Below are 11,682 nucleotides of genomic sequence, written 5' to 3'. Positions count from 1 at the left end.
CCTCGACCGCCTCGTTGCCCTCGGTGCGACTCAGGCCCGGCACCGAACCGGTGACGACGAGCACCTCGTCCTGGGCGTACTCGCCCTCGGGCAGCGCGTCGATGCAGAGCAGCACGTTCGCGTCCATGTCGCCGGCCACGGCGCGGCGGCGGATCTCCGCGACGCTGAGCCGCTCCTCGCCGATGAACAGCGTGTCCAGCCGTGCCTCCAGCTCCTCGGACAGCTCGCCGGTCATGACCCACCCCCTCTCGGAACACAGCCGCAGTCGTACCCAGTGTCCACCGGCGTACACCGGCGTGGGCGGCTTCGCCGGGAGCGGGCGCCGGTTTCGCCCGCGGGGATCCCGGCGCAACGTTTCACGGGGGCCGTGCGCGGGAATCCAGGTCTGCATGACCCACACACCGTATGGCAGCAGGCAGCTGGGCGACCCGATCGAGGACGACCTCGACCGGCGGGCCTGGGACACGCCCGGCCGCGACGGCGTCGTGACCGACGACGAGCGTGACCCCGACCGGCGCGAGCTGCGCGCCCGCATCGGCGAGCACGTGTCCCTGGCGACGTTCCCGGCGACCACCGAGGAGCTGATCGAGGTGGCGCAGCGTAACGGCGCGCCGGACGAGGTCATGGAGACGCTCGGCACGCTGGAGGAGGGGCAGACCTTCCCCAACAGCCGCGAGCTGTGGCTGGCGCTGGGCCTCGAGGTCGCCGAGCGCTTCTGAGCCGGACAGGGCGGACGGGTCCCCGCCGCGAGAGGCGCGCCGGGCAGGCTGAACCGGCGCGCGCCCGCGTGGCGCGCGCCGGTTCGTCGATCTGCGCCCCGGGGCGTCGGCAGTGGAGGGAGTCTTGACGGGTGGACAGGATCGCCGCGAAGTTCGTGCACGGTGCCGCTGAGATCACGCGGGAGATAGAGGTGGACTCGGCCGCCGACCCGCCGGAGACGTACTCGATCTGGCTGCCCGGCGGCCTGGACACCGACGCCGACCTCGACCGCGTGGCCGACCCGTGGGAGGCGGTCTACGTCCGGGAGGCCAACCCGATCGGGGAGCCGGCCTGGATCTACCGTTTCCGCGCGCTGGTCGACCCCGAGGAGTGAACCGCCGTCACGTTACCGGCGGGCCGGTGAGCAGCTCGACCGCGGCGACGACCTCGGCCGTGTCGATCTCGCCGAGGCACGGGTGCCCGGGCAGGGTGCAGGTGAGGTAGCCGGTGCCGCGGCAGGGTGCCTGCGGGTCGCCGAGCCGCACGTGTGGCGTGCCGTACGGGCCGCGCCGGGCGTAGGGCACGGTGGGCGCGAAGACGCTGACCACCGGGGTGCCCAGGGCCGCGGCCAGGTGCGCCGGGCCGGCGTTGCCGGTCACCACGCAGGCCGCGCCGGCCAGCAGCCGGGCCAGCCCGAGCAGGTCGGTCCGGCCGCCGAGGTCCCCGGCCAGGTCCCCGGCCACCTCGGCGGTCAGGTCCGCCTCGTCCGGCGCGCCGGTGACCACGACGTCGCGCCCGCTGAGCGCCAGCGCGCGCACCGCCTCGACGGCCCACTTGCGGGGCAGGCCGCGGGCGGGAGCACCCGCACCGGGATGGACGACGATGCGCCCGCCCCGCGCCGCTGGCGCCGGGAGCTTGGTCAGCAGCCGTCCGTCGTCGCCGTCGGGCAGCGGGTAACCCGCCGCCGCGGCCAGCGACAGCGCCCGCTGCGCCTCCGGCAGGTCGGCCGGCACCCGATGGCCCAGGTCGAGCAGGCTGCCCGGCCGCTCCTCGGCCACGGCGCACACCCGGCGGACCCCGGCCATGCGCAGCAGCCGCGCCGTGGGCAGCGGAGACTGCCCGGCCGCGGTGAAGACCACCGCCTCGTCGGTCTGCCAGCACTGCAGCGTGTCGACGAGGGCGTCCACCGCCGAGCGGGCGACGTGGCCGCCCGGCCCGTCGTCGTGGCCCGGGGCACGCCACTCCACCACGCGGGTCACCCCCGGCAGGAGCCGGCCCGCGGCGGCGCCGCGCGAGCCGGTGAGCAGCGAGACGGACCGGGCCCGCGCCGCGAGTGCCCGCAGCGCCGGTCCGGCGAGCAGCACGTCGCCGGTGGAGTCGGGGCACACCGCGAGGACGTGCCCGGTGCCGCCGGGCGGGCCGGGCCGCATCAGGCGCTGCCGGGCCAGGATCCACTCGGCCGCTCCCTGCAGGCTGGGCGCGCGGTGCGGCGCCGAGTCGATCTCCGCCACGCAGGTCTGCCCGGTCGGCACCAGCAGGCCCGTCGCGCCCGCGGCGGCCGCGGCCTGCAGGTCGGGGCCGATGTCGCCGATCATGACGCAGCGGTGCGGCGGCACGCCGAGGTCGCGGGCCGCCGCGGTGATCAGACCGGGGGCGGGCTTGCGGCAGCCGCAGCCGTCGGCGGGCGTATGGCAGCACATCTGCCAGGTGTCGAACGGCCCGAGCAGGCGTTCGATGTGCTTGTTGACGGCCTCGGCCTGCGCGCGGGTGGTGTATCCGAACCCGATCGCGGGCTGGTCGCACACGACGCCGATACGCAGGCCGGCCGCGCGCAGCAGCTCCAGCGCCTCGCGTACGCCGGGCATGGGGACCACGAGGTCGGGGTGGTCGATGCGCGGCACCTCGCGGATGAGGGTGTTGTCGCGGTCCAGCAGCACTGCGTCGTAGAGCCCGCGGCTGCCGCCGGTGATCTCTTGCTTGGCCACCCGGGCGGGTTACCCCATCCGTCTTTTCGCAAACATTCCTTTCGCCGGTTTGGTCACACGCCCGACCAGCGGCGTCAGCGAGCCGACCCGATGACCCAGCAACCTAGGACGCCGTAGGGAAAGTGCCGGCCGCCACCGCCACCGCCCCCGGCTGCGCCGATGCCGGGCATGCGCACCACCGCAAGCCGCTAGCGTGGGAAAGGGACACTGCCGCGCCGGCCCGGCCGGCCCGAGTCCACGCCGGTCACCGCGCAGACGGGCGAAAGAGGACAGGTCCCGGGCCGGGCGCCGGGAGAACGGGCCGGGAGGGCTCCATGATCGGGCGGATGATCCGCGACATGATGACCGGGCAGCCGGTCTGCGTCACCGCCGCGACCACGCTGACCGAGGCGGCGCGGCTGATGCGCGACCACCGGATCGGCGACGTGCTGGTGACCGAGGACGACCGGCTCATCGGCATCGTGACCAGCGGCGACATCGTGCGGATGGTCGCCGACGAGCGCGACCCGCGCACCGTCACGGCGGGGGAGCTGTCCGGTCGCGAGCTGGTCACCGTGCATGCCGACGACGACACCGGCGAGGCCGCGCGCCTGATGAAGGAACGTTCGCTGCGGCGGCTGCCGGTGTGCGAGAACGACCGGGTCATCGGGGTCATCACCTGGAACGACCTGACCCGCGGCCAGCGGCCGCAACCGCCGGACTCCGACGCGGGCGCGGCGGAGCCGGTGTGGTCCACCCGGCCCGACGGCCCGGCCGGTGAGCAGCCGTGACCGCGCCCGACCGGCCCGGACCGGCTAGGCGTTGAGCCCGAGGCGCACTGTGCAGGCGCCGCCGCTGCCGTCCACGCTCAGGTCGTCGCTCATCTGCCGGGCCAGCCACAACCCCATCCCGCCGGCGCCGAGGGCGCGGTCGGCGGGCTCGTAGCCGCTGTACGGGTCGAAGCAGTCGCCCTCGTCGCTGATCGCGCACAGGGCGCGGCCGCCGGCGGACCACAGCCGCACCCGGACCGGCGCGGTGCCGTGGGTCATCGCGTTGGTGGCGATCTCGCTGACCGCCAGCACGAACCCCTGCACGGCATGGGCGGCCATGCCGTCGCCGGTCAGCGTCCGCTCGACGGCGGCGCGCAGCGCGGCCAGGTCGGCCGGGTCGGTGACGTCCACCCGCGGCGCGGCGTCCTCGAGCGGGTCGCGCCAGCGCATGCCCGGCTCGCCCAGCAGCCGCGACGGCTCGGTGTACCCCGCGCTGGGCACCCGGTCGCCGTCCGTGAGCAGGAAGGGGTGGCTGCTCGCGGCCGCCCGCACGATCTCGGCGGGCACCCGCCGCTGGTCGTAGAGGCACAGGTTCCAGATCGGGTACGCCGCGAGCGCCTGGTTGAACGCGGCGTCGAACCGCGCCCACTCCCACTGGGCGCTTGGCCGCGACCCGAAGTCGATCTCGTTGACCACGCGCACCCGGGCGCCGCCGTGTTGCTGCCGTTCGACCAGCTCGCGGTAGGCGGCCAGCGCCGCCACGGCGCCGCCGTACACGTCGTCGGGGGACAGCTCGGCGGTGACGCGCACGTCGCCGAGGGCCTGCCGCAGGCGCCGCGCGTTGTCGGGCCGGCACAGCAGCACCACGCTGTCCCCGGCGGCCAGGCCCTCGCGCACGAACGGCACGGCCGCGCGCAGCAGCTCGGCCTCGTCGCGGTAACGCAGCGCGTCATGGCGTGCCGGCATCCCATCACCGTTCACACCAGCGCTCCGATCGTTGCCGTGCGCGGCACCACCCGGCAGCCGCGCATCCTGGGTCACCCGGGCCCGGTGGCGGGCGCAGCATCGGCACCCCGCCGGCCCAGGACCGCGGTGATCCGGCGCACGACAATGCTAATCCGGTCCGGCGCGCGCGGCATCGCGCCCTGCGCCGGGCGGGCGGGGCGGTCGGGCGACGGGGGCCCGGTCCGCCGGGCGGGGTCGGTCGTGGTCGCAGCTCAGGCCACCTTGTCGTTGCGTACCGCCATGATGGCCATGTCGTCGCGGGGCTGGTCGGCGGAGAACTCCACCGCCGCGGTGCGCAGCCGGGCCGCGATGACGTCGGCGGGGTGGCCCGCGAGGTAGGTCAGCCGCTGCGCGAGCCGGTTGGTGCCGAAGAAGTCCTGGCCGTTGCGGCGCTCGGTGACACCGTCGGTGAAGAACACCAGGGTCTCGCCGGGGTGCAGCACCAGCCGGGCGGGCTGGCAGGTGGCCGGGGCGACCAGGCCCAGCGCGGTGCCCCAGCGTCCGGCCGACGAGACCCGGCCGTCGGCGTGCAGCACCAGCGGCCGGTCGTGGCCGGCCAGGTACAGGGTGACCTCGACGTCCGGGCCGGGGTTGCGGGTGTCGAACGCGGCCAGCGCCAGCGTGCAGTAGCGCTCGGAGCGCTCGGACAGCGTGTCGTTGAGCGTGGCCAGCACCGCCGGCAGCGGCCGGCCGTCCTTGACCAGCACCCGGATGACCTCGCGGATCAGTCCGGTGACCGCGGCGGCGGGCACGCCCTTGCCGGAGACGTCGCCGACCACCACCAGCCAGCGGCCGTCGGGCATCGGCATGATGTCGTACAGGTCGCCGCCGACCTCTACCCCGCGGCCCGCGGGGGCGTACTCGGCGCCGATGCCCAGGCCCGGGATCATGGGCAGCTTCGCCGGGAGCAGGGCCTGCTGCAGGGTGTGCGAGACGGTGAGGCGCTCCTCGTGGATGCGGGCGTTGTCCACGGCCAGCGCGCAGCGGCGGGCCACCTCCTCGGCGACGGGGATCTCGTCGGGGTCGCGCGGGGACTCGGTGTCGCGGCCGATGCTGAGCACGCCCAGCCACTCGCCCCGGGCGAACAGCGGCACGGCGATTCCGGACAGGGAGGTCGGCAGCGGGACGTTCTTCCCGGCGAGCAGCGCCTCCGCGGTGCCGGGGGCCTGCAGCGTCCGGGTCAGGTCCTCGGTGATGGCGTCCAGCCATGGGCTCATCGCCTCGTCGGCATGGGCGGCCGCGGCGGGGGCCAGGCGCCGGCCGGGGGTGGCCCGGTGCAGCGTGCACCAGGTGCCCAGGCGGGGCACCACCAGCCGCGGGATGAGCGCGAGGGTGAGGGTGAGGTCCAGCGACTGCGCCAGCAGCTCGCTGACCTCGGCGAGGAAGGCGAGTGAGGTCTGCCGGCGGCGGTCGCTCTCGCGCAGCCGCTGTGCCTCCAGCAGCAGGCCGAGCCGTTGCGCGGCGAGCCGGGTCAGCGTGTGCGCCGTCGGCGTGTCGGGGGCCTGCAGCAGCAGCTCCGCCGACCAGGGCAGGCTCACCGGCACGGGGATGCGGCGCGCCGGGGAGGCCCGGTTGAGCGGTTTGCCGTACGTGCCGAGCAGCTGGTGGTCGTCGCCGTCGCCGTGGTCCACCCAGACGCTGCAACCCTGCGCACCCACGGCGCTGCCGAGCGTGCGCAGCAGCTGGCTGGTGAACCCGTGCAGCGTGCCCGTCTCGTCGACGGTCGGGTCCACGCCGAGCAGGGCGTCGACGGCGGCGAGCGGGTCCGCCGCGGCATCGGCGGGGGACGGCTGCAGATCTTGGGCGCGGTTCGGCACGCTAGTAGTCTCCGCCGTCGGGGGCGTGGTTTCCACCCGGTGACTCGCTTCCGGGCGTCTGGCGGACGATGATGAAGCGTGCGCCGCGACGAAGCGACGTTGCAGGTGGGCCATCGGCGCGGGGTGGCCGCGAGGGGAGTGGATCCGGTGACGGCGAATCGAACGACGGCACAGCGCCAGCGGGGACAGGACTCCGACGCCCAGTGGCACGAGGTGGCGGCCGCGCTGCGCGCCGTGCGGGCGGGCGACTTCAAGGTGCGCCTGCCGCGTTCCTCGGGTGTCGTCGGCGAGGTGGCGGACGCCTTCAACGAGGTCGTCATGATGCAGGAGCAGCGCAACCGCGAGTTCCTGCGCATCTCGCGCGTCGTCGGCCGGGAGGGCCGGGTCACCGAGCGGCTGGACGAGGAGTCCTACGAGGGCGCCTGGGCCGACGGCGTACGGGCGGTCAACAGCCTGATCGACGACCTGGGCCGGCCGACCGCGGAGATCGCCCGCGTGATCGTGGCGGTGGCCGAGGGCGACCTGACCCAGCACATGGCGCTCGACATCGACGGGCGGCCGCTGCGCGGCGAGTTCCTCACCATCGGCCGCACCGTGAACCGGATGGTCGACCAGCTGTCGTCGTTCGCCGACGAGGTGACGCGCGTGTCGCGCGAGGTCGGCACCGAGGGCAAGCTCGGCGGCCAGGCCGACGTGCGGGGTGTGTCGGGCACCTGGCGCGACCTGACCGACAACGTGAACTTCATGGCGTCGAACCTGACCGCGCAGGTCCGCTCCATCTCGCAGGTGACCACGGCCATCGCGCAGGGCGACCTGTCGCAGAAGATCGCGATCTCGGCGCAGGGCGAGGTGGCCGACCTCGCCGACACCATCAACTCGCTCACCGACACGCTGCGGGTCTTCGCCGAGCAGGTGACCCGGGTGGCGCGGGAGGTCGGCACGGAGGGCAAGCTCGGCGGCCAGGCCGAGGTGCCGAACGTGGCCGGCACCTGGAAGGACCTCACCGACGCGGTGAACTACATGGCGTCGAACCTGACCGCGCAGGTGCGCAACATCGCCCAGGTGGCGACGGCGGTGGCGCGGGGCGACCTGTCGCAGAAGATCGCGGTGGCGGCGCAGGGCGAGATCCTGGAGCTGAAGGACACCGTGAACACGATGGTGGACCAGCTGTCGTCGTTCGCCGACGAGGTCACCCGGGTGGCGCGTGAGGTGGGCTCGGAGGGCAAGCTGGGTGGTCAGGCGCAGGTGGCCGGGGTGTCGGGCACCTGGCGGGACCTGACCGAGAACGTGAACCAGCTGGCCGGCAACCTGACCGCGCAGGTCCGCAACATCGCCCAGGTCACCACGGCCGTGGCCCGGGGCGACCTGTCACAAAAGATCACCGTCGACGCGCGCGGCGAGATCCTGGAGCTGAAGAACACGGTCAACACCATGGTGGACCAGCTGTCGTCGTTCGCCGACGAGGTCACCCGGGTGGCGCGCGAGGTGGGCTCGGAGGGCAAGCTGGGTGGTCAGGCGCAGGTGGCCGGGGTGTCGGGCACCTGGCGGGACCTGACCGAGAACGTGAACCAGCTGGCCGGCAACCTGACCGCGCAGGTCCGCAACATCGCCCAGGTCACCACGGCCGTGGCGCAGGGCGACCTGTCACAGAAGATCACCGTCGACGCGCGCGGCGAGATCCTGGAGCTCAAGAGCACGGTCAACACGATGGTGGACCAGCTGTCGTCGTTCGCCGACGAGGTCACCCGGGTGGCCCGTGAGGTGGGCTCGGAGGGCAAGCTGGGCGGCCAGGCGCAGGTGCGCGGCGTGTCCGGCACCTGGCGCGACCTCACCGACAACGTCAACGTGATGGCGGGCAACCTGACCGCGCAGGTCCGCAACATCGCCCAGGTGGCAACGGCGGTGGCGCGGGGCGACCTGTCGCAGAAGATCGCGGTGGCGGCGCAGGGCGAGATCCTGGAGCTGAAGGACACCGTGAACACGATGGTGGACCAGCTGTCCGCCTTCGCCGACGAGGTCACCCGCGTGGCCCGCGAGGTGGGTTCCGAAGGCAAGCTCGGCGGGCAGGCACAGGTGCCCGCGGTCGCCGGCACCTGGCGCGACCTGACCGACAACGTGAACTTCATGGCGTCCAACCTGACCGGCCAGGTCCGCAACATCGCCCAGGTCACCACCGCGGTGGCCAAGGGCGACCTGTCACAGAAGATCACCGTCGACGCGCACGGCGAGATCCTGGAACTGAAGAACACGGTCAACACGATGGTCGACCAGCTGTCGTCGTTCGCCGACGAGGTCACCCGGGTGGCCCGCGAGGTGGGTTCGGAGGGCAAGCTGGGCGGCCAGGCGCAGGTGCGCGGCGTGTCCGGCACCTGGCGCGACCTCACCGAGAACGTCAACCAGCTCGCCTCGACGCTGACCACCCAGCTGCGCGCCATCGCGCAGGTGTCCACCGCGGTGACCCGCGGCGACCTGACCCAGCGCATCACGGTCGAGGCGCAGGGCGAGGTGGCCGAGCTCAAGGACAACATCAACCAGATGATCGTCACCCTGCGCGACACCACCAAGAAGAACGCCGAGCAGGGCTGGCTCGACTCCAACCTGGCCCGCGCGGGCGAGCTGCTGCAGGGCCAGCGCGACCTGGAGCAGGTCTGCCGCATGATCATGTCGGATGTCACGCCGCTGATCGACGCGCAGCTGGGCGCGTTCTTCCTCGGCGAGCCGGACGGCGAGGAGATCCGGCTGCAGCTGGCCGCCGCGTACGGGTACACCGGCGGCGGCTCCGAGACCAACTACGCGGTGGGCGAGGGCCTGGTCGGGCAGGCGGCCGTGGACCGGCGCACGATCCGCGTCGGCGGCGGGCGCACCCGGATGACGGTGCGCTCGGGCATCGCCGACACGAAGGTGGCCGACCTGATCGTGGTGCCGATCGTGTTCGAGGGCGAGTCGCTGGGCGTGATCGAGTTCGGCAGCGTCGCGACCTTCTCCGAGCTGCACCTGGACTTCCTGGACCGGCTGGCCGGCACGCTCGGCATCGCGCTCAACACGATCCTGGCCAACCGCCGCACCGAGGAGCTGCTGGCCCAGTCGCAGCGGCTGGCGCAGGAGCTGCGCGACCGGTCGGTGGAGCTGCAGCGCACCAACAACGAGCTGGAGGAGAAGGCCGCCCAGCTGTCGGAGCAGAACCGCAACATCGAGATCAAGAACCGGGAGATCGAGCTGGCCCGGCTCGGCCTGGAGGACAAGGCGCGGCAGCTGTCGGCGGCCTCGCAGTACAAGTCGGAGTTCCTGGCCAACATGAGCCACGAGCTGCGTACACCGCTTAACTCGCTGCTGCTGCTGTCGCGGCTGCTGGCCGACAACCCGGAGGCCAACCTCACCCCGAAGCAGATCGACTTCGCGCGCACCATCCACAGCGCCGGGTCGGACCTGCTGGCGCTGATCGACGACATCCTGGACCTGTCGAAGATCGAAGCGGGTCGGATGGACGTCGAGCCCGGCGAGGTGCGCTTCGGCGACATCTGCGAGTACGTGGAGCAGGCGTTCCGGCCGCAGACCGAGGAGAAGGGCCTCGACCTGCGGGTCAGCCTGTCCGAGGCGCTGCCCGCCGGCATGATCACCGACTCGCAGCGGCTGCAGCAGATCCTGCGCAACCTGTTGTCCAACGCGGTCAAGTTCACCGACACCGGCACGGTGCACCTGGAGATCGGGCCCGCCCCGGCGGACCTGTCGTTCGAGGAGGCGTCGCTGAGCCAGGCCGGCGAGGTCGTCATGTTCGCGGTGCACGACACCGGCATCGGCATCTCGGCCAGCAAGCTGGCGCTCATCTTCGACGAGTTCCAGCAGGCCGACGGCACCACCAGCCGCAAGTACGGCGGCACCGGCCTGGGCCTGTCGATCAGCCGCGAGCTGGCCCGGCTGCTCGGCGGCACCATCACGGTCACCTCGGCGCCCGGCCAGGGCTCGACGTTCACGCTGTACCTGCCGGGGATGCTGACCGGCCCGACGACCACGTCCCCGCTGCCGATGATCCCGTCCGCGTCGCCGATCGCGGGGGCGCCGGTGGGCGCGGTGCCGGTCGGCCCGACGCCGCAGCCGGTGTACGCGACGCCGACGTCGCGCCCGATCATCGGCCGGGCGGCCAGCGATGCCGTCAGCGACCACGTCGCGGCGGCCCTGGACGGCGCCCGGGTGCTGATCGTCGACGACGACGTGCGCAACGTGTTCGCGCTGGCCAGCGCCCTGGAACACCACGGCATGCAGGTGCTGTACGCCGACAACGGCAACGACGGCATCCAGCTGCTGGCCGAGCATCCCGACATCGACATCGTGCTGATGGATGCGATGATGCCCGAACAGGACGGATACGAGACGACCCGGATCATCCGCCGCAACCCGCACCTGTCGACCCTGCCGGTGGTGTTCCTGACCGCCAAGGCGATGCCCGGCGACCGGGAGGTCGCCCTGGGCGCCGGCGCCAGTGACTACATCACCAAGCCGGTGGATCTCGACGAGCTGCTGCGTTTGATGGCGCGCTGGGTCGGGCAGCAGCAGGAGCATGGCGCATGAGTGGGCGGGACGGCACGGCCGCCGCGCCGGGCGGGACGGGCGTATGAGCGAGATGGCGGAGGGCGGCTTCACGATCGCGAAGGTGCTGCTGGTCGACGACCGGCAGGACAACCTGGTCGCGCTGGAGGCGATGCTGCAGGGGCTGCCGGTGGAGCCGGTGGCGGTGAGCAGCGGCGAGTCGGCGCTCAAGCGGCTGCTGGTCGACGACTTCGCGGTGATCCTGATGGACGCGCAGATGCCGGGGCTCGACGGTTTCGAGACGGCCGGGCACATCAAGCGCCGCGAGCGCACCCGGCACATCCCGATCATCTTCCTGACCGCGGCCGACCGGGACGCCCGGCTGGCGCTGCGCGGGTACGCGGCCGGCGCGGTGGACTACCTGACCAAGCCGTTCGACCCGTGGGTGCTGCGGGCGAAGGTGGCCATCTTCGTCGACCTGTGGGTCAAGACGCAGCAGCTGCGCCAGCAGGCCCAGCAGTGGGCGCGGCTGTCCGGCGCGGCGCGCGAGGCGATACGCCTGCTCGACGGGCCGCACCTGGGTGAGCAGGCCGAACGCGCCCGCGAGGCGCTGCGCGCGGCCCTGCCGCACGAGACCGACCCGATGGTGCGCCCCACCCGCTGAGCCCGTCGCGGGCCGGGTTGCCCGCGCCTCGGCGAGGTCGTGGCAGCACCCCGGCGCCCGCGCTTTGCTCTGCACACCTATACGCGCGCTGGCTGGGCTGCGGGTAGGCAGCACCTGCCGCTCGCTTTGCTCTGCACACCCATACGCGCGCTGGCCGGGCTGCGAGTAGGGAGCCCCTGCCGCTCGCTTTGCTCTGCACACATATACGCACCAGCCGGGGTGCGTATATGTGTGCAGAG

Annotated in this window: 9 protein-coding genes; 5 read left to right on the top strand and 4 right to left on the bottom strand. The window is 73.2% G+C overall.

Annotation, left to right across the window (positions count from 1 at the left end; translation table 11 throughout):
- Positions 1–235 (bottom strand): hypothetical protein (locus AB0J67_RS35515; protein ID WP_363489212.1); only part of this gene is annotated, 235 nt, incomplete at its 3' end.
- 154 nt (positions 236–389) lie between these two features.
- Here AB0J67_RS35515 and AB0J67_RS35510 point away from each other — a divergent pair.
- Together AB0J67_RS35510 and AB0J67_RS35505 are read left to right on the top strand one after the other, a co-directional pair.
- Entirely contained in the window at positions 390–719 is a 330-nt protein-coding gene (locus AB0J67_RS35510) for a DUF2795 domain-containing protein (RefSeq protein ID WP_363489210.1), read from the top strand.
- A 131-nt stretch (positions 720–850) separates the two neighbouring features.
- On the top strand, positions 851–1,093 hold the full coding sequence (locus AB0J67_RS35505; RefSeq protein ID WP_363489208.1) for a hypothetical protein: 243 nt from the start codon (positions 851–853) through the stop codon (positions 1,091–1,093).
- 7 nt (positions 1,094–1,100) lie between these two features.
- Here AB0J67_RS35505 and AB0J67_RS35500 read toward each other — a convergent pair whose 3' ends face one another.
- Complete coding sequence (locus AB0J67_RS35500) at positions 1,101–2,684, bottom strand: HAD-IIIA family hydrolase (RefSeq protein ID WP_363489206.1); 1,584 nt, start codon at positions 2,682–2,684, stop codon at positions 1,101–1,103.
- Between the two features lie 314 nt (positions 2,685–2,998).
- Here AB0J67_RS35500 and AB0J67_RS35495 point away from each other — a divergent pair, with 314 nt between their 5' ends.
- Positions 2,999–3,454, top strand: a complete 456-nt coding sequence (locus AB0J67_RS35495; protein WP_363489204.1) for a CBS domain-containing protein — start codon at positions 2,999–3,001, stop codon at positions 3,452–3,454.
- Positions 3,455–3,478: 24 nt separating this feature from the next.
- Here AB0J67_RS35495 and AB0J67_RS35490 read toward each other — a convergent pair whose 3' ends face one another.
- Complete coding sequence (locus tag AB0J67_RS35490; RefSeq protein ID WP_363489202.1) at positions 3,479–4,399, bottom strand: sensor histidine kinase; 921 nt, start codon at positions 4,397–4,399, stop codon at positions 3,479–3,481.
- 251 nt (positions 4,400–4,650) lie between these two features.
- Positions 4,651–6,255 (bottom strand): SpoIIE family protein phosphatase, encoded by a 1,605-nt coding sequence (locus AB0J67_RS35485; RefSeq protein ID WP_363489200.1) that lies wholly within the window; start codon positions 6,253–6,255, stop codon positions 4,651–4,653.
- Between the two features lie 213 nt (positions 6,256–6,468).
- Here AB0J67_RS35485 and AB0J67_RS35480 point away from each other — a divergent pair, with 213 nt between their 5' ends.
- Together AB0J67_RS35480 and AB0J67_RS35475 are read left to right on the top strand one after the other, a co-directional pair.
- On the top strand, positions 6,469–10,821 hold the full coding sequence (locus AB0J67_RS35480; RefSeq protein WP_363489216.1) for a HAMP domain-containing protein: 4,353 nt from the start codon (positions 6,469–6,471) through the stop codon (positions 10,819–10,821).
- 52 nt (positions 10,822–10,873) lie between these two features.
- The gene (locus AB0J67_RS35475; RefSeq protein WP_363489214.1) at positions 10,874–11,443 is read left to right on the top strand and encodes a response regulator; all 570 of its coding nucleotides are present in this window, start codon (positions 10,874–10,876) and stop codon (positions 11,441–11,443) included.
- Positions 11,444–11,682 lie beyond the last annotated feature (239 nt).

The sequence above is a fragment of the Catellatospora sp. NPDC049609 genome (assembly GCF_040675365.1).
Lineage (GTDB): Bacteria > Actinomycetota > Actinomycetes > Mycobacteriales > Micromonosporaceae > Catellatospora.
The sequence above is the reverse complement of the archived record's forward strand: the minus strand, read 5'-3'. Positions and strand labels throughout refer to the sequence as shown.